Raw genomic sequence first — 23,791 nt, forward strand, 5'->3', positions numbered from 1 at the left:
GCAGCAGGAAGGAAGGTCGGGTTCAGTCGTCGAGCTTGATGCGCAGGTCGCTCACGAAGCGCTTCTCGTCGGCGTAAGTCTTGTGCGCCCAGGCCGTGTAGGCGGGGCTGTCCATGTAGAACCGGACGTAGTCGTTGAGGTCGAGCGTGCGCAGGAACTCGGGGTCGTCCACGGCCTTGCGGAAGGCCTCCTGCAGCGCCTGCACCACCTTCGGGTCCATGCCGCGCGGGCCGGCGATGCCCCACGAGCCGTTGGCGACCACGTCGTAGCCGAGTTCCTTCACGGTCGGCACGTTCAGCCGCGTGGGCGAGCGCGCCTCGTTGAAGGTGGCCAGCAGGCGCACGCGCCCGCCCGCCACGGCGGCGCCGAAGCCGGCCTCGGAGACCGCGTCCACATGGCCGCCCATGAGCGCGTTGTACAGCTCGGCCGCGCCCTTGAAGGGAATGAAGTTGAACTTCACGCCGGCCAGCGCGGCCAGCCGCTCCATCGACACGTGCGAGGTGCCGCCGCGCCCGGTGGTGCCGTACGACACCTCGCCCGGCTTGGCCTTGGCCGCGGCCAGCAGCGCGTTGAGGTCTTTCCACGGCGCGTCCTGGCGCACCGTGATGCCCAGCGTGGCGGCCGTCACGTTGGCCACGTAGGTGAAGTCGGTGGCCGGGTCGTAGCTCACCTTCTGCAGGTGCGGCAACCGGTACAGCGAACTCAGCATGAGCGACAGCGTGTAGCCGTCAGGCGCGGCCTTGCGCGCCATGGTGGTCGGCGCCAGCGTGGCGGCCACGCCGGGCTGGTTGAGGATCACGATCTGCTGCTTCAGCTCGCGCGAAGCCGCCAGCGCCAGCGCGCGCGCCTGCACGTCGGTGGCGCCACCCGCGGGGTACGGCACCAGCAGCGTGATCGGCTGCTTGCCGAACAGGCCCTGGGCGCGCGCCAGGGAGGGCAGCGCGGTGCCCGCGGCGGCGAGCGCGGCGCCGTGGATCAGGCGGCGGCGCGCCGGGTCGGTCGGGAAGGAATGCATGGCTTGTCTCCGGTCGGTCGGTCGAATCTGTCGTTCTGCGGCGATGGTCGCGCGCTGCCCTGTGCCGGTCACCGTCGCTTCGGACGACTTTGGCCGCCACGGCGTTTTCGATCCCGTCGCTTCCGACGATGCCGGCGCGACGCGTCCCTTCCATACTCGGCGCACAACAACGAACCGACCGACGGAGACCGCAGTCCATGGACCTCACCCAGCCCCTGCACAAGGCCCTGCAGGAACGCCCCGGCGCCACCGCCCTCGTGTGCGGCGAGCGCCGCAGCACCTTCGCCCAGTTCGTCGACCGCGTGGCGCGGCTCGCGGCCGTGCTGCAATCGCTCGGCCTGCAACCCGGCGACCGCGTGGGCCTGCTGGCGCTGAACTCCGACCGCTACGTGGAGTACCTGTACGCCACCTGGTGGGCGGGCGGCGTGATCAACCCCGTCAACATCCGTTGGAGCGCGCGCGAGGTCGCGTACTCGCTGGACGACTGCGACACACGCATCCTGCTGTCGGACGCGCACTTCGGCGCCGTGGCGCAGCAGCAGCGCGAACTCTCGCGCTCGCTGAAGACGCTGGTGCACTTCGGCGACGGCCCCGCGCCCAACGGCATGGCCGATGCCGAAGCCCTCATGGCGCAGGCGCAGCCCGTACCCGACGCGCGGCGCGGCGGCGCCGACCTGGCCGCCGTGATGTACACCGGCGGCACCACCGGCCTGCCCAAGGGCGTGATGCTCACGCACGGCAACCTCTACACCGGCCAGCTCTCGGCCAACATGGCGGCCACGCGCCCCGCCGAGGCCGTGGGCCTGAACATGGCGCCCATGTTCCACGTGGGCGGCACCGGCCTCACGCTGCAGCTGATGATGCGGCTGTGCACGCAGGTCATCATTCCGGCCTTCGACGAAGTGAAGGTGCTCGAGGCCATCCAGAACGAGCGCGCCAGCGAGACCTTCATGGTGCCCACCATGCTCAAGCGGCTCATCGAGCACCCGCGCTTTGGCGAGTTCGACACCACGCCGCTGCAGCTGGTGCTGTACGGCGCCGCGCCCATCGACGACGCGCTGCTGCTGCAGGCCATCGACAAGCTGCCGCGCGCGGGCTTCTGCCAGCTCTACGGCATGACCGAGCTGTCGCCCGTGGTCACCGTGCTGCCCGCCTGGTGCCACCAGCCCGACCAGCCGGCCGCGCGCCGCCGCTCGGCCGGGCGGCCCGTGCCCATCGCCGAAGTGCGCATCGTCGATGCCGACGGCCGGCCCGTGCCGAACGGCACCGTCGGCGAGATCGCCGCGCGCGGGCCGATGGTGATGGCCGGCTACTGGAACAAGCCCGAGCAGACCGCCGAGGTGCTGCGGGACGGCTGGATGCACACCGGCGACGGCGGCGTGATGGACGCCGACGGTTTCGTCTACGTGGTCGACCGGCTCAAGGACATGATCGTGAGCGGCGGCGAGAACATCTACTCGGCCGAGGTCGAGAACGCCATCACCCAGCTGCCGCAGGTGTCGATGTGCGCCGTGGTCGGCGTGCCCGACGACCAGTGGGGCGAGCGCGTGCATGCCGTGGTCGTGCTGCGCGCCGGAGAAAGCCTGAGCGCCGAGGCGCTGGTGGCGCACTGCAAGACGCTGATCGCCGGCTACAAGTGCCCGCGCAGCGTGGAGTTTCGCGAAGAGATTCCGCTGTCGCCGGCGGGGAAGATGCTCAAGTACAAGCTGCGCGAGCCGCACTGGGAAGGGCGCGCGCGCAAGGTGGGGTGACGCGCCGGCGGTGTGTGTGCGGATGTGTGCGGGTGTGTTTCACCTGCTTGGGGTATGGTGGCGGGCCGCCACCTGCACCTGCACCTTCTGCGACATGCACCGCCGCCTCCTCGCTCTCGCCCTGCCCTGCTTTCTGCTCCTCGGCCTGTCGCCCGCCTTTGCGAACGGCAGCCTGCAGTGCGACGGCCGGCCGTATGCGGTCGAGATCCAGTTCAGCCTCTCGACCGGCCAGCTGACCGAACTGGTCGTCGCGCGCACCGGCCCGGGCACCGAGGGGAGCGAGCGCTTCACCCTGCAGCAGCGCTTCGTCGACCATCGTCAGCAGCTCATCCGCGCGCGCGGCACCGGCCTCGAACGGCCGCAGGTGGCCGTGGCGCTGCGCGTGGCCGGCGCGACGGGCACGCTCAGCTACCGCGGCGCGCAGTACGAGCTGCGCTGCAGCTGGACCGCGCTGGGCTGATCCACCCTTCACGCTTTCCATGCCTCAAGACCGCACCCTTCTTTACGCAGGACGCGGGTTCGAGGTGGCGCATGTGCGCCTGCACGCGCCGCAGGGGCCCGCGTGGAGCGACCTGTACACCGTGGCCTCGCCGCGCGTCGTCTTCCCCATCGGGCGCACGCGGCTCGACGTGCGCTCGGGCGATCACACCTGGCTGACCGACGCGCTCACCGCCATCCGCTTCGGCGATGCCACCGCCTACCGGCTGCGCCCCGAGACCGCGACCGTGCGGCACAGCCTCGTGGTCAGCGGCCAGGCATCGGTCGACCCCGCCCACGGTGCAGATACGGCCGCGGGCGTGAGCGTCTGCCTGCTGACGCCGCAGGCGCTGTACCGCATGCACGCGGCACGGCGCCAGCTGCCGGACACCGACAGCGCCCAGGCCGCGGCCCTGGTGGCTGCGCTCGTCGCCGAGCTGGGCAGCGCGCCGCACCAGGCGCCCTGGCACGGCGCCGTCGCGCGCGCACGGCAACTGCTGCTGTCCGAAGGCAGCGGCCCGGGCGCGCGGCCTGCTCTCTCGCTGGACGAACTGGCCGAGGCCGTGTCGCGCTCGCCCTTTCACTTGGCGCGGCGCTTTCGCCAGCAGACCGGCCTGAGCCTGCACCAGTACCGCCAGCACCTGCGGCTGGCGGCGGCGATGGAGCGGCTGGCCGACGGCGAACGCGACCTGGCGGGCCTGGCGCACGACCTGGGCTACTGCAGCCAGAGCCACCTGGGCGCCGTGTTCCGGCGCGGCGTCGGCGTCACGCTCGGCGAGGCCCGCCGCGTGCTCGGGCCGGTCGGCGCAGCAGGCGCACGAATCTGATAGCTTTCGCGCCGGCCGGGCCACAGACTGGCCCGATGACGACATCGCCTCGCACCCTCTGGACCGGCGCGCTCGCCGCGCTGGCCGCCGCCCTCATCGGCAGCGCCTGGCAGCTGCTGTCGCGCCACGGCGTGACCGCCACCGCGCTCGGGCCGATGGACCTCGCCCTGCTGCGCTACGGCATTCCCGCGCTGCTGCTCAGCCCGCTGTGGCTGCGCGGCAGGCTCGTGCCGCCGGGTGCGTCGCGCGGCGCGCTCGTGCTGCTCGTCGTCGGCAGCGGCCTGCCCTTCGGCCTGCTGGTGCTGGCCGGCGCGCAGTGGGCGCCCGCCAGCCACATGGGCATCTTCATGGCCGGCAGCCTGCCGCTCTTCACCGCCCTGGGCGCGTGGGTCTACCGGGGCGAGCGCGTGCACGGCCTGCGCCTGCTCGGGCTGGCCGGCATCGCCGTCGGCATGGCCGTGTTCGCAGCGGGCAGCTTCGGCGAGGGCCTGCGCCAGCAGCACTGGCGCGGCGACCTGCTCTTTCTGCTGGCGGCCCTGCTGTGGACCGTCTACTCCCTGGCCTTCGGCCGCTGCGGCATAAGCGCGTGGCAGGGCGCGGCCTTCGTCAACGGTGCGTCGACCCTGCTGCTGTTGCCGCTGCTCTGGCTCGCCGGCCCGCCGCGACTGTTCGCCGCTCCGTGGACCGACATCGCGATGCAGGCCGCAGGCCAAGGCGTGGTCGCCGGCCTGCTGGGGCTGGTGGTCTACGGCGTGGCGATCACGCGGCTGGGCGCCGCACGCGCCGCGCTGTCGTCCGCGCTCGTGCCCGTGCTGACCACCCTCGGCGCGGCATGGTGGATGAACGAGCCCGTCACGCGCGCCGCGCTGCTGGCGCTGTCGTTCGTGGTGCCCGGCGTCGTGCTCGCGAGCGGCGCGTTGCGGTGGCGGGTGCCGGTGCCACGCGACAGCGAACGACAGGCCCCGGGGCAGAATGCGGCGGCGTCCTTGCCCACTTCCGAAAGCACTCGCCCATGAAGAAAAAGATGAATCGCCTTCGCACCGCCGCGCTCGTGACTGCCTCGTTCGCGTCGCTCTTCGCCTTCTGCGGCGCGGGCTGGGCGCAGCGACCGGAGCCGCAGCAGCAGCCACAGGTACAGCAGCAGCCGCCACTGCAACGCAGCGTCGTGCGCGTGCCCACGCCCTTCGTCGAGAACGGCGCGCCCGTCACGCTCGAGATGGTCATCTACAAGCCCGACGGCGCCGGCCCGTTCCCCACCGTCGTGTTCAACCACGGCTCCACCGGCATCGGCAACGACCCGGCCTTGTTCAAGCAGACCTGGGCCCCCGAGCGAACCGCCCGCTGGTTCACGCAGCGCGGCTGGCTCATCGCCTATCCGCAGCGGCGCGGACGCGGCCAGTCGGACGGCCTCTACGACGAAGGCTTCACCGCCAAGCGCGAGCACTACAGCTGCGAACCCGCCATCGCCCTGGCCGGCTTCGACCGCGCCGTGGCCGACCTCGACGCCGCGGTCGCGTGGTTGCAGCGCGACCCCGACGTCGACACCCGCCGCATGGAAATCGCAGGCCACTCGCGCGGCGGCATCCTCGCCGTGGCCTACGCAGGCCTGCACCCCGACATGTTCCAGGGCGTCATCAACTTCGTCGGCGGCTGGATGGGCGACAAGTGCCCCGGCAACGCCGCCGACGCCATCAACCCCGCCACCTTCCGCCGCGGCGCGGCCTTTGCCAAGCCCACGCTGTGGCTCTACGGCGAGAACGACCCGTTCTACGCGATGTCGCACAGCCGCAAGAACTTCGAAGCCTTTCGCGAGGCGGGCGGCAAGGGGCGCTTCGAGAGCTTCACGCTGGAGGGCGGTGCGAGCGGGCACGGGCTGCTCGGGCAGCAGGGGCTGTGGGGGAAGGCGGTGGAGGGGTATCTGGCGGCGCCGTGAGGTGGTGGTGCGGCGCCTCGGTCCGCTAACGGCGCAGGTCGGCTGCCGCGGCGTTCAGTTGCGCGATGAAGTCAGGAAGAGGAATGCGTGCGCCCAGGCTTCCGTCCTTCGCGGGGAACGCAACGCAGAGGTGCTCCCGGCCTTCCTCGCGGTCGAGCAGCAACAGGAACTGACCATCGAAACTCAGTTCCGCCACGAGGTGCTCGTACGCCCTGTCGCTCAGGATGGTGGTTTCCCATTTCTCGTTGTTCATGTCTGCTCTGCGGATGGAAGATGACGCTGCCGTGCGCTGCGGGTTGAGGTTCAGCAGGGCCGGATGATAGGTCGACAGGTCTGCGAATCCGCCCTCGTCCGACCAGCCAATCACTGCGTGCAGCTCTTGGTGGAAGCGGTGTGCAATGAGCGCCTCGCGCCATTCACCCCTTTTCAAATCGGCTCGAAACGGAAGCTGAAAGAGCCAGCGGCGCGCCGAATGGTCGGGGATAGCCTACCTCGCTCAGGATTTCGTCGAAGTCCAGGTGCAGCAGTTCGACAAGCTTGTCGATATCCCGCAGTTTCATGGTCCCGTTCGCCATCAAGTCTTGTGCACGCCGTTCGGACGTGCCGATCGCGCTCGCCACGTCGCCGAGGGTGAGACCGGCGTCGGCAAGCTCTCTTCGAAGAATCGCAAGTAGATGCGGAGTTCCGGGCATCGCTGGACTGGCAAGTTGAAATCCGCGCTTGAATCGCGCGGAGCTATTCAGCGCGATTGTTCCGAGCATGGCGGTGATCGCGACGTGTTATCCGGGAGGTAGCGTCTCCTGACACTCCGGGTATCCCGGTATCGCGAACCCGCCCAAGGTTCAAACCGTTGCAACCGGTCATGGCTCAGACGCCGCTTCGGATGACGCCGAGCACGCGCGTGCTGCTCGCGCGGATGCCGTGGGCGTCGCAGCCGAAGCTGGCGGTGTTGCCCGTGGCGTCGAAGCCATGTCCGTGGCTATACTGCGCCGGTCACGTCAACACAGGGCGTGATCGGGCTTGGACTCCCGTTGAAATCACTGCGACGTAAAAGCCGCAGCCACCCCGCAGGGTCTGCGGCTTTGTCGTTCGTGCTTCCTGTTTAGGCGGCTCGATGGGCGGGCGCGAGCCCGGCCGGTTTCACGCAAGTGGTTTCCCGGTAGTCCAACCCGTCGAGCCGCCGCCCCCGCTTGGACTCGGGTGCGTCGGTTTCAGCAAACCGAAACCCTTGGAGGCCATTCATGGCTGCATCTGCATCTCCCCGCGCGTGCGCGCACGCGTCTTCGCTTCCTGTATCTTCTGAAACCGCCAGTGCCGAATCGCTCGCGCTGCAGGCGTGTGATGACGTCGACAGTCTTCACGCGGTGCAACGGGCCTACGCGTGCATCGAGAAGCTCATCGTTCCGCAGCGTGTGGGGGAGACGGAAGAAGTCTTTCCGACGCGTACGGAGTTGGGGGCGTTGGTGCGGTTGGTGAATGAGGAACTTCAACGGCGGATCGAAGCTGCCGATGCAACGACTCAGTCACTGCGTGCGGCGCTTGGTGAAGGCGGTGTGCAATGACCGACCTCAGCGCCATCGATTACTCACGATACAAGACGTTCACCATTTCGCCTCTTGCCAAGGCGAGAACTTCATCGAACGTATCGACCTCGAGCACCGAATAGGTCAGCTCTTGTCCACTCGCCAACGCTGCGCGCTCAGGCAACGGCGCTGTTTCTGCTTCGACTATTTTTCTGATGCCTGCGAAAAGGTAGATCGCCTTCTTTTCGTTCAGCTCCAAGTGCCCTTCAGCTCCTGAGTCCTCGTTTGCCCTGGCGATGATTTCCGCCTTGGCTCTTGCTTCGCCTGAGTCAGCTGCATTGATGACGTACACGTTCTCATGCACGAGGAAGGAGTCTTGGCTCTGATCAATCAGCTTGAAGTAGAACAGTGCGTGTGCCGCGTACCACATAGAAGTCCCCCCTGGAACGGAATTCAAGAAGCGTTTGACCTTGTGCTCGGAATCCGTGCCGTCGCGGTCCCCACGACGACCCATTTTCCCCTTTCACCCCTTCTCTGGTTGCACTCGCTTCGTATGCGCGGGGCAAAGCACAAGCCCCGCCGAATCAACAGACCACCCTTCACTTCGGGCGGAGCGAGCCATCATTTCTGACCATCCTTCGACAGGGTCAGTTGCTGGCTGGTCAAGACTCTTCTTGAACACGTTCGAGCAATTGCCGAGCCGGCAGAAAATCAACAGCTCGGTGAATGCGAGATTCACCATGGGGTCAATCGAATCACTCATGACTAAACAACTCCATGAACGATGTAAGGACATGCCGGCACATCAGCTTTTTCAATCGCGAAACGACTGCGACGATTTCTGCTTTACTGCTTGAGAGGAACCGCTCGAACTCACGGGCACAGTCGTCAATGGCATGCTGAACACCCTGATCGCCCTCCGTCTCATGTGCTCGAACTGCCAGGACCGATAGTCAACTCCGCCAAGGATTCACGAGCCCATTCTTCTCCCCTCGCAGCGGCACGTCGATACCAGATCTTCGCCAACTTGGTATTGCCTTCACTTCGATAGTGCGAGCCAAGCGCCGTCGCCCCATACGCACTCCCTCGCCTGAACGCGGACTTATAAAGCTGCTTGGCGAGCAGAGCGTTCTTGGTAACGCCTTCGCCTGCGCTGTACAAGTTTCCGAGATTGACCTTAGCCTCTGGTGACCCAAGCGCGGCAGAACGCCGGTAGTACCGAATTGCCGCCGCCAAGTCACCAGATTCGTGGGCTTCGCATGCGGCTTCCAACAGAACACGAGCATCGTGGCGATCTTTAGGATTTATAGAAAATCCTGTCCTTCTTTTTCTCATTTTTTGCACCTCGATTCTTTAACGAATTTCTAGCCCCGAGAGCAGCGAGGGCATCGCGGCCGTTCGAGAAATCTTCGAACGAAAGGTGCGAAGGGTCCGCCCGAAGCACCCAGCCTATGCCGGCCTTGGCAGGTTGGGAAAAACCTCGACGCCGATGCGAACACCAAGTCTTGCAGCGAGCGCCATTGTCTCTAGTGATAGATCACTGCCAATGTTGACGGCGCCCGGCAGTTGCGCAATCACCTGCAATTTGCCGCCAGAAGACAACAAGCGCGCGACGAACTCGTGCGCTTCCTCCAGCCATTTCAGAACATCATGGATCTCTTCGAAGAAGAAACGCTTTCCCTCAGTCCATGAGGTATGACTCCACATCGCACCCGGGGTGAAACGACGCGCCCCAGCACTCCAGGCGTGCGTGGGTCCCATATTCAAGGCGACGGTGATCTCGTCGGCTGACATGGACGGGTGAGTGATGAGCAATCGAATGCTGTAGTAGCAGGGCGTTTCGTTCTCGGTATCACTCGAATTTTCTTCATCCATCACTGACCACCTCCATGCTTTCGGACCTCGACACGAGCGTGCCAGCACATCAACTCTTCAATCGCGAAACGGCGGCGGCGATTTCTGCCTCGCTCTTTGACAGGAACTGCTCGAACTCACGCATCCATTCGTCTAGCGCTGGCTGAACACTCTCAGTCCACTGAATCTTCGCAAGAGGCCCTATCACCAACACCGTACCGTCTTCTTTGCACACGTCAGATTCAATCGCCATCTGCTTGTCGTCGCCCCGGATATCCACCGTGATCGCGAGCTCTTCGCCATCAACACGCCGCCGGAAGGCCAGGTACGCCCTGAGCAAGAACGCTTCATTGCTGGTACGTCTCACATCGCGAATCACGGATGAATCGCGCATCTCAATCTTCCCCGCGAACGTGGACAGTGTGGTTTGAAGACGAAGCCACAGGGCCTCAATGAGGGCTCCACGGGCGTGCAGCCTCTCGCGGCTCACGACAACTCCCAACGACGTAAAAAACGGGGAGAACTTCTTCGACGTCTCATCGTCCCGTTGCAGGGTCCCGCGATCAGCGTAGAGCAACCGCTCGGTGTCGAGATCGATAGATTCAATCTCGTAGTCACCACTTTCCCAGACGGTGATCCGACCTATCGCTGCCGGTGTATCGACATCCAGACGTGCCGAGGGATTGGCTGAAGGCTCGCTTTCGGTCAGTCGCATGTCGATGTTCTTTGGCCCCAGGGCTCGGTCTGCCCGAACCGTTTGGGCCCAGTCCACGAATCTTCTCAGCATCATTCTTCCAATGTGAGCACTCGGGCTCGTTCCTCGGAGCAGACCTCTGTCCGGTGCCGGTTCATCACTGTTCATTGCCATTTCCCGCTTGGGCGCTCAGGGTGCCATCACCTTCAACTGAAGTGGAATGAAGCCTGACTCCAATACTTCTACTGCTTCACCCTGAGCAAGATGTTGCTGCCAGATTTGACGACCAGATAGGGATGCTCATACGTGACCACGGGGTCTTCTTCTATTTCTCTCGATGTCCCTAGATTCGCCATCGCGATCAAGTCACACACGGCGCCATCACTGGCACAGGAATAGAACCAGCCGTCAAGTTGACCTATGCCTGAACCCCTCGGCGCATAGAGAGCATAGATCTCCGCATTCCGCCCAGTTGGAAGTTTGACGCTGTAGCGCCTCTCTACATGCGAGGAATAGATCTTATCGATCCAAGTGCCTGCCTCCTTGAGGCTGCCAACACGCACGGGCGCATCCTGAGCTGCGGCGCAGAAGGACATCAGCACGAGCGAGATCACTGCTAGTTTGGCAAACATACAACTCCACATTGAGTTGGATAGGTTGATGATGGAACCGGAGAATCGCCAAGTGACTTTGTGGAGACCGAGTGGTCTATCAGGCAAAGCATCGATGCGACCGCAAAGCTTCAGACGCTGAAGATGGAGCGCAAGGATGACCGTCACCGACAGTTGATGCTGTAGCAGCCACGCGGCCACAAGCAACGCCGCCCGCCAACCCCAGCCCTAGCGGCTAAGGGGTGGCAGGCGACTTTTCTTGTTGAAGATCAGGGGCAACGAGCAAGGCCTGACCTTGAACCCCACTAACTGCTGTACTCGAGAACTGGCTTCCCAAGTGCAGCAAGGTACAAATCGCAGTTGACTCGTAGCTCTTCAACCGTTTCGCCCGCAGGAACCGCTGGTTCCGCGCTGTGACCCTGCATCCTACCGTCTTCATAGTAATAAACCTCGTAGATAGCGACCGCACCGTCTCGGCTCATTACTCGATATTCCCAAGTCATACATCCTCACTTGTGGTAATCGACGATGTCATGGATAGTCACCACACCGTCTTTAACGCTAAATATGACGCGTTCTGCACCGCGTCCTTTTCCACTGCCACCAAGGTCAATTGCAGATTTACCCGCCAAATCGCCTCGTAGCTCATGTTGATTCCCGCCGGGTAAGTCCCGTGCAAGCATGTCCTTGATGCTCTCGTAGGACTGTGCTTTTCGTCCAGTCAATGCATCCGCCTTTTTTTTCACATCTGGAGCCTCGACTATCGTCTTCATGGGGGGACACGATGGGTTGAGGAACCCTCGCCCAGCACCAGCCAGTGCTCTCGCTTGCGCCCCTGCTGCACCCGCTTGAGAGCCTCTCATCGCCTCTGCTATGGCGGATACGACTCCCCCCGACCCAGCTCCCCCCCCAGGAATAGGAACTCTCGGGGTCGAGCGAGGAGGTCCGCCTGCCAATCCCTCAGGATCAACATGGCTCAATGGGTTGGCGCCGACGTAGCCGAACCGATTCCATCCCCCTTCAAGTCCAATAGGATCGCCTTGGGTATAGCGCCCAATTGTTGGGATGTAGGTCCTGAACCCGTTGTAGAACAGCCCCGACTCCTCATCCGCATACTGCCCCGGATACCGCAGGTTGAACTTCACCTCCGACACGCCCGTGGTGCCCGGATTCGGCGTCACATCCAGGTCCGCGAACCGGTTCCTCGCCGTCGTCGGCTTGTCTTCCCCGAACGCGCTGTAGCTCCACTGCCAGGCCGCTTGCCCGCTCACATCGGTGAGCTTGCGCGGCGTGTTCAGGTGGTCGCTGTGCACCGCGTAGGTCGCGCCGTTGATCACCGCCGCAATCGGCATCGGGCCGTTGGCCGTCGGCAGGTAGATGTACTGCGCCTGCCCACCGCTGTTGGTGCCGCCGCTGCCCACTTCGGCGATCAGCGTGCCCTGCTCGTCGTAGACATACGTGTAGCCCTGCTGCTCGGCCTGGTTCGTCGCGGGGCTCCACAGCCGGGTGAAGAACACGATCAGGCTTTGCATGAAGCCCGGGTCGGCCTCATCGCCCTGGCTCGGTGGGTACAGCGGCTCGGTCTTGAACACGCGCTGGCCCAGCGCGTTGTGCGCGTAGCGCGTGGTCGGGCTGATGTCGGTGGCGCCCGTGGTGGCGGCGGCCAACCGACCCTCGGCGTCGTAGGCGTAGCTGCGCAGGCCGTCAGTCACGAGGTCGCCGTTGGCGTTGTAGCCGTAGGTGACGCTGGTGTTGCTCGCGCCGTTGATGGTTTGCGCAAAGCCTGTCAGACGGTTGCTTGCGGCTCCCACGGTGTAGGTGCGCTGGGTGCTCTGGCCGTCGAGCACGCGCGTGCTGCTCGCGCGGTTGCCATTGGTGTCGTAGCCGAAGCTGGCGGTGTTGCCCGTGGCATCGAAGCCGGTGATGCGGCCGACCGGGCTGTAGCCGACGGCCCAGGTGACATTGCCGTTCGCGACGGTGGTGTGCGTCGGGTCGGTGTCGCCGGGGCCGTACAGGTTTTGCGTGAGGCTGGTGATGCGGCCTGCGGCGTCGTACACGTAGCTGCTGAATTCGGTGCCGGTGAGCCGACCCGCGGTGTCGTACACGCGGCTGGCGGCCACGGACGCGGGCGGTGCGGCGGTAAAGGCCCACTGCCACGCGGTGGGCTGGCCGAGCGGGTTCCACGCGATGCCGGTGACGAGCGGGCTGCCGTTCCAGTTCAGGCCCGCGAGGCGGCCGGTGGCGTCGTACTGGTGGGCGAGCGTGGCGCCGTTGGGGTAGCCGATGCTGGCCAGCGTGCCGTTGGCGTTGTAGCCGTAGCTCACCTGCTGCACACCACCGTTTGCGAGCGTCTGCTTCTTGAGCGTGACGCGCCCGAAAGCGTCGCGGGTGTACTCGGTGGTGCCGCTGCGGTCGATGACCTCCGAGAGGTAGCCCTTGCTGTTGGCCGTGAGGTCGTAGCGCAGCGTGGTCGTCTTGCCATCGGCGAAGACGAGGCTGGTCGGCCGGCCGAGCAGGTCGCGCGCGATGGTGGTGGCCTGCCCCAGGGCGTCGGTGATCTGCCTGGGCAAGCCGAGGCTGTCGTACTGGGTGCTGGCGCCGCCCGTGTCGGCGCTGGTCTCGGCGGTGGCGTTGCCCTGTGCGTCACGGGTGTAGGCGGTGGCCACGCCCTTGAAGTCTTTTGCTTCGGTGACGGCGTCGAGGGCGTTGTACTTGAGGGTGGCCGTGGCGTTGGCCGCGTCGGTCACCGCCTTGACGCGGCGCAGGCTGTCGAGGCCGTACTGGGTGCTCTGGTTGAGGCCGTTGGTGGTGCGGGTCAGCTCGCCGTTGGCGTCGTAGCCGAAGGTGTGGGCCTGATTGGGGCCTTCAGTGGAAGCCGAGAGGCGGTTGATGTTGTTGACGGTGCGCGCCACGCTCCAGGCCACGTTGCCCGCGCTGTCCTTGATCTGCTCGGCGGTGCGGTTACCCATGCCGTCGAGCGTGTAGCTGCCGCTCTCTCCGCGGTTGCTGCTCCAGCCCGTGAGGCGGTGAGCGGCGTCGTAGGTGTAGGTGAGCACGAGGCCGCTGGGCAGCGTCACCGACTCGACGGTGCCGAAGGGCTTGTAGGTCAGCGTGGTGGTCTGTGCACCGGCAAGGCCCGCGCCGACGGTCTGGGTCAACAGGCGGTCGCGCAGGTCATACGTGTAGGTGGTGACGAGGCCATTGGGGGCGGTGGTGCTGGCTACGCGGTTGGCGTTGTCGTAGGTGGAGGTGGTGACGTGGCCCAGCGCGTTGGTCGATGTGAGGGCGTTGCCCCGGGTGTCATAGGTGTAGCTCGTGACCGCACCGTTGGGTTCCGTGGCTGTGGCCACCAGCTGCTGGGCGTTGTAGGTCCACTGCCAAAGCTGAGCCTTGTTCGTGGCGGTGTCGGTGACCGTTCTTGAAAGCGTGTTGCCTGCGGTGTCGTAGGTGTAGGCGGTGGTGCGGCCGGGTTCAGTGACCAGTGCGGGGAGCGAGAAGGTGGGATGCCACTGGGTCGTGGTGGTCTGTGCTTCGGGGGTGCCAGAAGCCCGAATGACCGTCGTGGGCAATCGGCGAGAGATGTTCCACGAGATATTGGTGCGCACACTTCGAAAGTCGTCGACACCAACAATCAGTCCGTTGTCATCGATACCTCGCCACGAGGCACTATTCGAACTTGTTCCCGACACCGCACTGCTACCCAACGCAAGGTAGCCGGCACGAGTTGCGAAAAAGTAAGTACGCCCGGTATTGAGGGGATCGACCACATAGGTCTGCCCCCCACTCGGATAGCTGACCTGATAGCGATCAACGCCCCCCGCGTGTTCTGTAGAAATCCCGCGCCCAAAAGAATCATAGGAATAGGTTGCGAATCGCACCCCACTCTCATCTACGATGCCGGTCAGCGCAAACTGGTAAGCGCTGTTCTCATAAAGGAATTTTCGATTCTTGGCGTCAGGATAGGTGACGGCAACCAAACGGCCGAGTCCGTCATAGGTATAGGCGACGACTCGGCCATCTGACAACGTGACAGAAGAAAGCTTGCCATTGGCATATGAGAAAACCAGCGTACGGCCGAATGCGTTGGATACCGAGGACAAGCGCCCTGACCCGTCATAGGCATACGACGCAATCTTCCCACCCCGTTCCGTCCTGGTCTGAAGCTTTCCATCAGAGGAGAAAGCAAAAGTACTGTCGTCTTCCGCGCGTTTGTAAATCCAGCCATCACCACTCGCAATAAGACTATCGGCGCTATTGCTGGTGGTCCAGCTTGCTGCGCCATCTACCTTGAAGAACCCACGCCCCCCCCCATCCGGCGAGACGACCGCTCTGAAACCAACGGACGCCCCCTCTGGTCCCTTTCGCATTGTCCAGGCGTGGTTGTGTGACCATCCCCGTCCAAGCATCTGGGCGTTGGTGGAATCTTTCGCAGCGCGACTGCTGTAGATGCGGGAAAACTCGATGCCCGCGATTCCCAGTTCGGAGTAGTCAACCTCCTCGGTAACTTTCTCCCCCGTGGTCGGACGTATGGGATTGCCAATCGCACTTTCTGCCCATCGATTCGATTCGGACGCCAAACACATGTCAGGGGCCAGCTTGGGCTCGCTGGGCGTCGCGCCTACGCAGATGCCAGCGGCCGAGTCCTCCATGAAGCCATCGGTACATCCGCAACCCGAGCCTTGCTGCGTGCTTCCGGCAGGACAGTAGACCGCTTGGTTCGCCGAGATGGCTCGAGTGATCGGGGCACCGTCAGGAGACCCATATCGGTTAGCCCATGCGCAGACAGATGCATGTGGTTCGGTGGCTAGCAGCTGCCAACCAAATTCGTAGTAAATCACCTTTTTCATAAACCACTCGCTGGCAACACAGGCTTCTGGTGTTGTGCGATACCAATCGGTGGCGTAGAAAGTCCCGTCTCCAGCGAGCATTTCGACTCGGTGCTCGACGGTCATCGGAATCACTGCGTGCGCGCTTGAAGCGCCAAGCAAAAGAGCACACAACATCGCCTTGATCGCACAAGCGAAAGCGCCGATAGAACCTGTCTTCTCTCCCTCAATCCTCATAGAAACCACCTTGAATTTCTTGTTTTCACTACCGTTTTCGCGACGCGCACTGCCATGCGGCACGCTCCGTACAAGTTGTTTCAAGATAGCCGAAACGCCGCATGCAAACAACGACGGACTGACGCCACTCGACTCAGCGTCGAACTCCTGAAACTAAAAGTACGCCGAAGCCTTCAGCACCTGTTGTCCGCAAGCGACTGAAATCACAAACTACGCGGCTTCGCATTTGTGTCCCCAAATTGAGCACAATCCCCCCATGCCAAACATCGCCTCCATCCTCAAAGCCGAAATCTCCCGTGTCGCTCGCAAGGAAGTGCGAGCGGAGATCGAAACTCTCAAGAAAGCCTCCGTCGCACACCGCGCATCGATTGCCGACTTGCGCCGTCAAGTGAGCGCGCTCGAAAAGGAATTGCGCAAGGTTGCCAAGGGCTCCGTGCGTCAGGCGCCGGCCGCCGCCGGTGCTGCAGGTGACGACGCCGACGCAGGCAGCCCCAAGCGCCGCTTCAGCGCCAACCGGCTGGCCGCGCACCGCGCCAAGCTCGGGTTGTCCGCGGCGATCTATGGGCAGCTGGTCGGCGTGTCGGGCCAGACGATCTATCACTGGGAACAAGGCAAGGCGCGCCCGCGTGCGGCGCAGCTGGAGCGGCTGGCCACAGTGCGGGAACTCGGGGCGCGCGAGATTGCAGAGCGGCTGGAAGCGCAGTAACCAAGTCACCCTCCGCACACCATGAAACTCGGCTACACCATCGTCTACGTTCCCGACGTCGCCCAGTCGCTGAAGTTCTTCGAGCAAGCCTTCGGCCTGCCCACGCGCTTCCTGCACGAATCGGGCACTTATGGCGAACTCGAAACTGGCGAGACCACGCTGGCGTTCGCCGCGCACGCGCTCGGCGATTCCAACTTTCCGGGCGGGCATGTCGCTGCCTCGGAATCCGCGCAACCGCTGGGCATGGAGCTGGGCCTCGTGACGCCCGACGTGCCCGCGGCGCACAGCCGCGCGCTCGCAGCCGGCGCCACGCAGCTGTCGGCGCCGGTGACCAAGCCCTGGGGGCAGGTGGTCTCGTACGTGCGCTGTCCCGACGGCACGCTGGTCGAGCTGTGCTCGCCCATCGGCGGCTGACGGGCGCTCTGCCCGCTCGCCAGTTCGCTGGCGGCTATTCGATCAACGCCACCGCCCGCCGCGCAAACCCCGCGGCCTGTGCGCCCACCTGCACCGCATCTGTCGCCGCAGCGCTGCCGCTCTTTGCGCGCGCCGCGATGCCTTCGAGGATCACGGCAAAACGGAACAGCGAGAACGCCAGGTGGAAGTTGGTCACCGGCTCGGCGCAGCCGCCGGCCTGCTGGTAGTGGGCGACGTACTCGGCCTGCGTGGGAATGCCTTCGGCCGCGAGGTCGATGCCCTGCATGCCTTCGAACTCGTCGGCGCCGGTGTGCCAGGCCATGCAGTTGTAGGCCACGTCGGCCAGCGGATGGCCCAGGGTGGACAGCTCCCAGTCGAGCACGGCGATCACGCGCGGCTCGGTGGGGTGGAACATGAGGTTGCCGAAGCGGAAGTCGCCGTGCGCGATGGTGGTCTGGTCGCCCGGTGGCAGGTTGACGGGCAGCCAGGCGATGAGGCGGTCGATGTTGGCGTCTTCCCGCGTACGCGAGGCCTCCCACTGCCGGGTCCAGCGCGCGATCTGGCGCTGGAAGAAGTTGCCGGGGCGGCCGTAGTCGGTGAGGCCGACGGCGGCCAGGTCGACCGCGTGCAGGCGCGCCAGGGTTTCGGCCATGGCGAAGTAGTACGCGCGGCGCTCGGCGGGCGCGATGCCGGGCAGCGCGTAGTTCGACAGCACGCGGCCTTCGAGCTTCTCCATCACATAGAAGGGCGTGCCCACCACGGCGCGGTCGTCGCAGTACAGCACGGTGCGCGGCACGGGCACGTCGGTGGCGGCCAGCGCGCGCAGCACGCGGTACTCGCGGTCGACCGCGTGGGCCGAGGGCAGCAGCTCGCCGGGCGGCTGCTTGCGCAGCACCAGCGCGCGGTTGTCGAAGTCGACGAAGAAGGTGGGGTTCGACTGACCACCGCCGATGCGCGCCAGGCGCATCGGGCCTTCAACATCGGGCAGCGCCTGTCGCAGGTGGCGCTGCAGGCGGTCGGCGTCGAACTCGATGCCTGCTGGGGTGGCGTCTGCAGCTGCGCTCATGGCCGGCGGAACACGGGCTCGCGTTTCTCCAGGAAGGCTTTCACGCCTTCGGCGAAGTCGGGCCGGTCGATCAGCTCGCGCTGGCGCTCGGCCTCGTGGCGCATCTGGCCGACGAGCGACTGGCCCGCGGCCGATTCGTACACGGCGCGGATCTCGTGCGCGGCGTGTGCAGGCAGGCGCGCGAGCCGCTGCGCGACGGCCACCGCCTGGGCGCGAAGTTCGGCGTCGTCCACACAGGCCCACACGAGGCCCCATTGCGCGGCCTGTTCGCCCGACAGGCGTTCGCCGAGCAGCGACATGCCAATGGCTCTTGCGCGGCCCACGAGCCGCTCGAGGAACCAGGTGGTGCCCAGGTCGGGCACGATGCCCAGGCGCGGCATGAAGGGCAGGTAGAAGTAGGCCGAGCGCGCCACCAGCACGACGTCGGCCGCCAGCGCCACGCCCACGCCGGCGCCCGCGGCGGGGCCGTTGATGGCGCTCACCACGGGGAAGGGCATGCTGCGCAGGTCTTCGATGAGGCGGTTCGACATCGCCTCCATCGCGTCGGCCGTGCGCTGGCCCAGGCTGCCGGGCGCGCTGGCGTCCATGCTGCCGAGGTCGGCGCCCACGCAGAACGATTTGCCGACGCCGGTGAGCACCACGGCGCGCACCTCGCCTTCGTCGCGCAACTGCGCGAGCCGCTGGCGCAGGGCCTGCTGCAGCGGCACGGTGAGCGGGTTGAGCCGCTTGGGAATGTTGAAGCTGAGGATGGCGACGTCGCCGTCGCGCTCGTACAGAAGGGGGTCCTGGTCGTCAGGCTGGCTCATGGGTGGGCTCCGAAGGGCGTGAGTAGGTAAAGGGGTTCACTTCATGTTCAGCGCGGGCCCGACCGGGTCGAGGTCCACGCCGTTGAAGCGCACGGGCTGCATCGATGCATAGGCGTGCAGGTCGGCGGCCGAATTGGCCATGGCCACGCCGGGCAACAGCATCGAGATGCGCGGGCTCTTGAGGGTGCTGGCGGCCACGCGCACGCTTTCGCGCGTGGGGTTGGCGCCGGCCTCGCGCAGCACGTGGGCCATGAGCTGCGCGACGATGTAGCCCGACACGCCGCTGCTGTTGCTCGGGTCGACGCCGCTGGCGTGGGTCTTGAGCAGCTCGAGGTACTCGAGCACCTCGGGGTCGCGGCTCCAGCGCGGGCTCATGGGTTCCTTGTAGACGGCGAGCGCGACCACGCCCTTGGCCTTGTCGGCGCCCGCGGGTTCGAAGGCCATCTTCACGGAGGCGGCGGCAAAGTTGAGGTAGCGGTCGGGCGTCCAGCCCACGTCGGCGACCTTGCGGATGGCCTGCGCGGCGGTGCGCGCGGTGGCGGCCATCACGAGCACGTCGGCGCCCGACGACTTGAGCTGCACCACCTGCGAATCGACGGTGGGGTCGGTCACCTCGAAGGTGGCCTGCGCCACGATCCTGGCCTTGCCCTGCTTCGACAGGCCCTCCTGCAGGCCCTTGAGCACCTCGCGCCCGAGGTCGTCGTTCTGCATGAGCACGGCGATCTTGGCGTCGGGGCGGTTGTCGATGATGTGGCGCGCGAACACGCGGCCCTCGCCCTGGTAGCTGCCGAGAAAGGGCACGGTCCACGGGTACTTGGCGGCGTCGTCGAACTGCGCGGCGCCCGACTGCACGAACAGCTGCGGCACTTTCTTGGCGTTCATGTAGCGCTGGATCGCCATGTTGGGCGCGGTGCCCAGGTTGCCGAAGATGGCGAGCACCTGGTCTTCCTCGACGAGGCGGCGCGCCACCTCGACGGTCTTGGGTGGCGAGTACTGGTCGTCGTAGATCAGCAGGCGCACCTTGCGCCCGTGGATGCCGCCCTGCTCGTTGAGCTTCTTGAAGTAGGCCTCGGCCACCTTGCCGACCACCGAGTAGCCCGACACGGGCCCCGACAGCGGCATGGGCATGCCCAGCACGATCTCGGCGTCGCTCACGCCGGCTTCGGGCTTCTTCTGGGCCAGGGCCGGCAGGCTGATGCAGAGCGTGGCAAGGCCCACAACTAGGCCGGAAGCCAAGGCGGTGCGGCGGGAAAGCAAATGAACCATGTCGCGTGTCTCCTTCTGTGTTGCTGCGTGGCCGGGTGGCCTGCGTCGTCAGTCGTCGTCGGAAAGTGGTTCAGGCGGTGGTGGCCCGGTTCGGCCCCATGTAGCCGAAGAGGTGGCCCGCCACCTTGCGCATCTGGATCTCTTCGGAGCCCTCGGTGATGCGGTAGCGACGGTGGTGGCGGTAGATGTGTTCGAAGGGCTTGTGGCGCGAATAGCCAATGCCGCCGTGCACCTGCATCGCGCGGTCGGCGGCCTCGCACACGAGGCGATTGGCCCAGTAGTTGCACATCGAGACCTTGTCGGACAGCTGCTTCTCGACCTGCGGCTTGGGCATCTGGTCCATCTGCCACGCGGTCTTGCGGATCAACAGGCGCAGCATCTCGACCTGCGTGGCCAGCTCGACCAGCGGAAACTGGATGCCCTGGTTGCGCGCCAGCTCCTCGCCGAAGGGCTTGCGCTCGCGCGCGTACTTGACGCTCTCGCGCACGCAGTAGTCGGCGGCGCCCAGGCTCGACGCGGCCTGGCGGATGCGGTTCTCGTGCACGAAGTGCTGGGCAATGGCCAGGCCGCCGTCGAGCGGGCCGAGCACGGCGTCTTCGGGCACCCACACGTTCGTGAAGCTCACGCGCGGATGGTCGGTGGGCATGTTGAAGGTCCAGAGGTACTCCTCGATCTTCACGCCCTCGGCCTTCGCGGGCACGAGCAAGGCGCTGATGCCGCGCGCGTCGCCATCACGCCCGCTGGTGCGTGCGAACAGCACGCAATGCGTGGCGGTGTGCATGCCGGTGGTCCACATCTTTTCGCCGTCGATGCGAAAGCCGGCGCGGCCGTGGCGCACCTCGGGCACGGCGCGCGTTTCCATGTGGGTGGCATCGGAGCCGTGCTGCGGCTCGGTGAGGCCGAAGGTGAGGCGCACGCGCTCGTCGAGCATGCCCTGGATGAGTTCGTCGCACTGCGCGGGCGTGCCGAAATCGCGGATGGCGAGTACGAAGGGGTTGTTGGCGACGATCGAGTGTTCGTTCTGCAGGTCGTTGTGCAGGCCCAGGCCGCGCGCGGCAAAGTGCTCGCGGATCACGGCCATCCAGAGGTTGCTGCCGTCGCGCCCGCCGAACGCGGCGGGCAACGCAAAGCGCAGGTGGCCCGCGCGGTCGGCACGGCGGCGCGCCTCGGCCAGCAGCGCTTCCCACTCGGGGCGCGGCAGGCCGCCGTTCTCGAAGTCAGTGCGGGCCCATTCGCGGCGGTGGTCGAAGAAGCGCTCGTTGTCGTCCTGCGCCTGCAGCGGTGCGATCTCGCGGTCGATGAAGGCGTCGAGCTCGGCGAGGTAATCGACGAGGTCGCGGGGCAGGTCGAAGTCCATGGCTCAGTCTTTCTTCTTCGTGCCGGCGGCATAGCCGGGCTGGTCGATGGCGAGCTTGTCGCGCGTGGTCTGGCGCAGGTGGTCGATCAGGCCGGGGGTGGCGGGGTCGAGTTCGCCTGTGGCGATGCGGGTGCAGAGCAGGCGGTTGGCTTCGGTCAGGTCGGTCGGTGCGCCGGGGCCCAGCAGGGCGAGCAGCCGCGCCCGTTCACTTGCTTGCGCCGTGGGGCCGAGCTGCACTTCGCGCCGCGCGATGTCGAGCGTGTTCGCGGCCACGCGCGCATGGAACGCGACCTGCCCTTCGGTGGCCGGCACCACCTGCTCGCGCAGGAAGGCGGCAACGGCCCCGAGCAGCTCGGCGATGTCGGGGCGGTCCTGCATCAGGCGGCCTCTTCCTCGGGCGCAAGCAAGGCCAGCAGGTCCGACTCGGCCTCCGACGCGCGGCGGCCGATGGCGGCCTTCTCCACATCGCGCTCGCGGCCGCTGAGCCAGGCATGCCCCATGGCCTCGCAGACGATGCCCCACTTGAGCGTGCCCAGCACCTCCCACCAGCGCACGCGCCCGGCATCGACCTGCCCGCCTTCGGCCGTGTAGCCCTCGAAGAGCTGCTCGCGCGTGCCGAAGCCGCCCACGGGCAGCGCGCCGTGGCCGAAGCGCCAGGAGCGCACGCACATCCAGCCGAGGTCTTCCATCGGATCGCCGAGGTGCGCCAGCTCCCAGTCGAGCACGGCGCGCAGGCCCTCCTCGTCGACCATCAGGTTGCCGTTGCGGAAGTCGCCATGCACGAGCACCGGCACTTGCACATCGGCCGGCGCATGCGCGCGCAGCCAGCGGAACGCGAGTTCGAACACGGGGCGCGCGGTGCCGTGGCTGCGGTGCAGGCCGATCTGGAAGTCGAGTTCCGCGCGTGCGGCGGCCGTGCGCAGCGGCGGCAGCTGGTGCGCGGGCAGGCGGTGGATGCGTGCCATGGCGGCGCCGCACTGGCGCGCCAGCACGCGGCGCGCGCCGGCCAGGCGTTCGTCGCGCACGATGCGCCGGCCCAGGGTCTCGCCCTCGATGCGGTCCATGACGAAGCCTTCGCCGAGCCCGTCGGCCGGCTGCAGCACATGGCGCACGCCGGGCACGGGCACGCCGCCTGCGCGTGCGGCCTCGATGAGCTGCGCTTCCGCCGCCAGGCCCGCGGTGCCCAGGGCGCGTGCGCCGCTGGCATCGGCCGCGCGGCGCAGCACCAGCGGCTGGGCTTGGCCCGCGCCGCCTGTCGTCACATCGAAAGCCCAGGTCTGCTGGCTGGCGCCGCCCGAGAGCCGGCGCACGGCTTGCACCGCCTGCACCGGATGCGCCTCGGGCACGAGCCGCCCGGCCAGCCGCTGCAGTGCGTTCGCGATCAGCGTCGCGTCATCGTGCACGGGCGACGCGTGCCTGGAGCTTGCGCAGCAACCCGACCACGCCGCCGGGCATCGCGAACATGAAGGCGATCAGCACCACGCCGTACACCGCCCAGGGCGCGGCCTTGGAGACCTTCTCGGCCAGCGAGGGCACGAACATGATGAAGATGGCGCCGAAGATCGCGCCGTACAGCGTGCCCACGCCGCCCACCACGATGCCCACCAGCAGCGAGATCGACAGGAACAGCGTGAACGAATCGGGCGCCACGAACTGCACCGCGATGGCCGACAGCGCGCCGCCCACGCCGGTGTACGCGGCCGACACGCCGAAGGTCATGGCCTTGTAGTGGCTGTTGTCCACGCCCATCGCCTCGGAGGCCATGGCGTGGTCTCGGATGGCGCGCATGGCCCGGCCGCTGCCGCTTTGCAGCAGGTTGTGGGCAATGAAGAACATCACGACCGCGACGAACAGCGAGAACAGGTAGAGCCACTGGTCTTCGTTGAGCGGCAGGCCGAAGGGCGCGGCGGGCTTCATGAGCACGATGCCCTGCACGCCGCCGGTCCAGGCCTCGAGGTGCTTGTACTTGAGCAGTTGCGGCATCGCCACGCCGAGCGCGAAGGTGGCCAGTGCCAGGTACAACCCTTCGAGCTTGAGCGCGGGCCGCCCGAACAGGTAGCCGACGATCAGGCACACCACGGCCGCCGCCGGCACCGTGAGCCAGTACGGCACGCCCGCGTGCTCCATGAGGATGCCGGTGGTATAGGCGCCAATGGCATAGAAGGCGCCGTGGCCCAGCGAGATCTGCCCGTTGTAGCCCGTGAGGATGTTCAGGCCCAAGAGCGCAATGGCATACGAGATCACCATGGTCGCCTGGAACAGCTGGTAGCCGCGCGCCACGAAGGTGATGCCGATGGCCAGCACGATCAGCAGGCCGACCCACAGGAGCGGGGAGCGCGAGGGCTTGGCGGCGGTGCGTGCATCGGCCGACCCCGCGAGCGGTGCCATGGCGGTCGGCAGGGAGGAAGCTTGAGGAGAGTTCATGCGA

25 protein-coding genes are annotated in these 23,791 nt (G+C 66.1%); 8 read left to right on the plus strand and 17 right to left on the minus strand.

Annotation, left to right across the window (positions count from 1 at the left end):
• Positions 1 to 22: 22 nt before the first annotated feature.
• Entirely contained in the window at positions 23 to 1,015 is a 993-nt protein-coding gene (locus AC07OH_RS23760) for a tripartite tricarboxylate transporter substrate binding protein (protein ID WP_495302342.1), read from the minus strand.
• Between the two features lie 197 nt (positions 1,016 to 1,212).
• Between AC07OH_RS23760 and AC07OH_RS23765 the strand changes: the two genes are divergently transcribed.
• The 5 genes from AC07OH_RS23765 to AC07OH_RS23785 all read left to right on the plus strand — a co-directional run bounded on the left by AC07OH_RS23765 (position 1,213) and on the right by AC07OH_RS23785 (position 6,003).
• On the plus strand, positions 1,213 to 2,766 hold the full coding sequence (locus AC07OH_RS23765; protein WP_495302343.1) for a long-chain-fatty-acid--CoA ligase: 1,554 nt from the start codon (positions 1,213 to 1,215) through the stop codon (positions 2,764 to 2,766).
• A gap of 94 nt (positions 2,767 to 2,860) precedes the next feature.
• Positions 2,861 to 3,226: a hypothetical protein gene (locus AC07OH_RS23770; RefSeq protein ID WP_495302344.1), complete on the plus strand. Its 366-nt coding sequence runs from the start codon at positions 2,861 to 2,863 to the stop codon at positions 3,224 to 3,226.
• A 19-nt stretch (positions 3,227 to 3,245) separates the two neighbouring features.
• Positions 3,246 to 4,070, plus strand: a complete 825-nt coding sequence (locus AC07OH_RS23775; protein ID WP_495302345.1) for a helix-turn-helix domain-containing protein — start codon at positions 3,246 to 3,248, stop codon at positions 4,068 to 4,070.
• A gap of 35 nt (positions 4,071 to 4,105) precedes the next feature.
• On the plus strand, positions 4,106 to 5,086 hold the full coding sequence (locus AC07OH_RS23780) for a DMT family transporter (protein ID WP_495302346.1): 981 nt from the start codon (positions 4,106 to 4,108) through the stop codon (positions 5,084 to 5,086).
• Positions 5,087 to 5,094: 8 nt separating this feature from the next.
• A complete protein-coding gene (locus tag AC07OH_RS23785) occupies positions 5,095 to 6,003 on the plus strand; it encodes an alpha/beta hydrolase family protein (protein ID WP_495302347.1) in 909 nt (302 codons plus the stop codon).
• Positions 6,004 to 6,028: 25 nt separating this feature from the next.
• On the opposite strand, the gene AC07OH_RS23790 is transcribed toward AC07OH_RS23785, so the two are convergent.
• Both AC07OH_RS23790 and AC07OH_RS23795 read right to left on the minus strand, forming a co-directional pair.
• Complete coding sequence (locus tag AC07OH_RS23790; protein ID WP_495302348.1) at positions 6,029 to 6,370, minus strand: hypothetical protein; 342 nt, start codon at positions 6,368 to 6,370, stop codon at positions 6,029 to 6,031.
• A 49-nt stretch (positions 6,371 to 6,419) separates the two neighbouring features.
• Complete coding sequence (locus AC07OH_RS23795; protein ID WP_495302349.1) at positions 6,420 to 6,764, minus strand: helix-turn-helix domain-containing protein; 345 nt, start codon at positions 6,762 to 6,764, stop codon at positions 6,420 to 6,422.
• A gap of 480 nt (positions 6,765 to 7,244) precedes the next feature.
• Between AC07OH_RS23795 and AC07OH_RS23800 the strand changes: the two genes are divergently transcribed.
• Complete coding sequence (locus tag AC07OH_RS23800; RefSeq protein ID WP_495302350.1) at positions 7,245 to 7,565, plus strand: hypothetical protein; 321 nt, start codon at positions 7,245 to 7,247, stop codon at positions 7,563 to 7,565.
• Positions 7,566 to 7,584: 19 nt separating this feature from the next.
• On the opposite strand, the gene AC07OH_RS23805 is transcribed toward AC07OH_RS23800, so the two are convergent.
• From AC07OH_RS23805 to AC07OH_RS23835, 7 genes are all read right to left on the minus strand, one after another.
• On the minus strand, positions 7,585 to 8,040 hold the full coding sequence (locus AC07OH_RS23805; protein ID WP_495302351.1) for a DUF4288 domain-containing protein: 456 nt from the start codon (positions 8,038 to 8,040) through the stop codon (positions 7,585 to 7,587).
• A 9-nt stretch (positions 8,041 to 8,049) separates the two neighbouring features.
• Positions 8,050 to 8,289: a hypothetical protein gene (locus AC07OH_RS23810; RefSeq protein WP_492680030.1), complete on the minus strand. Its 240-nt coding sequence runs from the start codon at positions 8,287 to 8,289 to the stop codon at positions 8,050 to 8,052.
• A 161-nt stretch (positions 8,290 to 8,450) separates the two neighbouring features.
• Positions 8,451 to 8,861, minus strand: coding sequence for a tetratricopeptide repeat protein (locus AC07OH_RS23815; RefSeq protein ID WP_492680380.1), 411 nt, complete (start codon positions 8,859 to 8,861; stop codon positions 8,451 to 8,453).
• A gap of 114 nt (positions 8,862 to 8,975) precedes the next feature.
• The gene (locus tag AC07OH_RS23820) at positions 8,976 to 9,401 is read right to left on the minus strand and encodes a DUF4279 domain-containing protein (RefSeq protein WP_495302352.1); all 426 of its coding nucleotides are present in this window, start codon (positions 9,399 to 9,401) and stop codon (positions 8,976 to 8,978) included.
• A 49-nt stretch (positions 9,402 to 9,450) separates the two neighbouring features.
• Positions 9,451 to 10,248 carry an immunity protein TriTu family protein gene (locus tag AC07OH_RS23825; protein WP_495302353.1) on the minus strand — a complete coding sequence of 266 codons (798 nt, stop codon included), beginning with the start codon at positions 10,246 to 10,248 and terminating at the stop codon, positions 9,451 to 9,453.
• 68 nt (positions 10,249 to 10,316) lie between these two features.
• The gene (locus AC07OH_RS23830; RefSeq protein WP_495302354.1) at positions 10,317 to 10,853 is read right to left on the minus strand and encodes a hypothetical protein; all 537 of its coding nucleotides are present in this window, start codon (positions 10,851 to 10,853) and stop codon (positions 10,317 to 10,319) included.
• 341 nt (positions 10,854 to 11,194) lie between these two features.
• Entirely contained in the window at positions 11,195 to 15,832 is a 4,638-nt protein-coding gene (locus tag AC07OH_RS23835; RefSeq protein WP_495302355.1) for an RHS repeat-associated core domain-containing protein, read from the minus strand.
• Between the two features lie 172 nt (positions 15,833 to 16,004).
• On the opposite strand from AC07OH_RS23835, the gene AC07OH_RS23840 reads away from it, so the two are divergent.
• Together AC07OH_RS23840 and AC07OH_RS23845 are read left to right on the plus strand one after the other, a co-directional pair.
• Positions 16,005 to 16,454 carry a helix-turn-helix domain-containing protein gene (locus AC07OH_RS23840; RefSeq protein ID WP_495302356.1) on the plus strand — a complete coding sequence of 150 codons (450 nt, stop codon included), beginning with the start codon at positions 16,005 to 16,007 and terminating at the stop codon, positions 16,452 to 16,454.
• Between the two features lie 21 nt (positions 16,455 to 16,475).
• Complete coding sequence (locus tag AC07OH_RS23845; RefSeq protein WP_307696445.1) at positions 16,476 to 16,868, plus strand: VOC family protein; 393 nt, start codon at positions 16,476 to 16,478, stop codon at positions 16,866 to 16,868.
• Between the two features lie 34 nt (positions 16,869 to 16,902).
• Here the strand turns inward: AC07OH_RS23845 and AC07OH_RS23850 are convergent, their stop codons facing one another.
• The 7 genes from AC07OH_RS23850 to AC07OH_RS23880 form a co-directional block, all read right to left on the minus strand.
• Positions 16,903 to 17,934 (minus strand): phosphotransferase, encoded by a 1,032-nt coding sequence (locus tag AC07OH_RS23850; RefSeq protein WP_495302357.1) that lies wholly within the window; start codon positions 17,932 to 17,934, stop codon positions 16,903 to 16,905.
• Complete coding sequence (locus AC07OH_RS23855) at positions 17,931 to 18,740, minus strand: enoyl-CoA hydratase-related protein (protein WP_495302358.1); 810 nt, start codon at positions 18,738 to 18,740, stop codon at positions 17,931 to 17,933. The genes AC07OH_RS23850 and AC07OH_RS23855 overlap by 4 nt, the downstream gene beginning before the upstream one ends.
• Before the next feature lie 36 nt (positions 18,741 to 18,776).
• Positions 18,777 to 20,006 carry an ABC transporter substrate-binding protein gene (locus tag AC07OH_RS23860; protein ID WP_495302359.1) on the minus strand — a complete coding sequence of 410 codons (1,230 nt, stop codon included), beginning with the start codon at positions 20,004 to 20,006 and terminating at the stop codon, positions 18,777 to 18,779.
• A 70-nt stretch (positions 20,007 to 20,076) separates the two neighbouring features.
• Positions 20,077 to 21,363 (minus strand): acyl-CoA dehydrogenase family protein, encoded by a 1,287-nt coding sequence (locus AC07OH_RS23865; protein WP_495302360.1) that lies wholly within the window; start codon positions 21,361 to 21,363, stop codon positions 20,077 to 20,079.
• Positions 21,364 to 21,366: 3 nt separating this feature from the next.
• Complete coding sequence (locus AC07OH_RS23870; RefSeq protein ID WP_495302361.1) at positions 21,367 to 21,741, minus strand: DUF6285 domain-containing protein; 375 nt, start codon at positions 21,739 to 21,741, stop codon at positions 21,367 to 21,369.
• Positions 21,741 to 22,766: a phosphotransferase family protein gene (locus AC07OH_RS23875; RefSeq protein ID WP_495302362.1), complete on the minus strand. Its 1,026-nt coding sequence runs from the start codon at positions 22,764 to 22,766 to the stop codon at positions 21,741 to 21,743. The genes AC07OH_RS23870 and AC07OH_RS23875 overlap by 1 nt, the downstream gene beginning before the upstream one ends.
• Complete coding sequence (locus AC07OH_RS23880) at positions 22,756 to 23,787, minus strand: branched-chain amino acid ABC transporter permease (RefSeq protein ID WP_495302363.1); 1,032 nt, start codon at positions 23,785 to 23,787, stop codon at positions 22,756 to 22,758. Before AC07OH_RS23880 ends, AC07OH_RS23875 begins: the two co-directional genes overlap by 11 nt.
• Positions 23,788 to 23,791: the final 4 nt, after the last annotated feature.

It is taken from the genome of Variovorax sp. GW821-FHT10C12 (genome assembly GCF_059415405.1).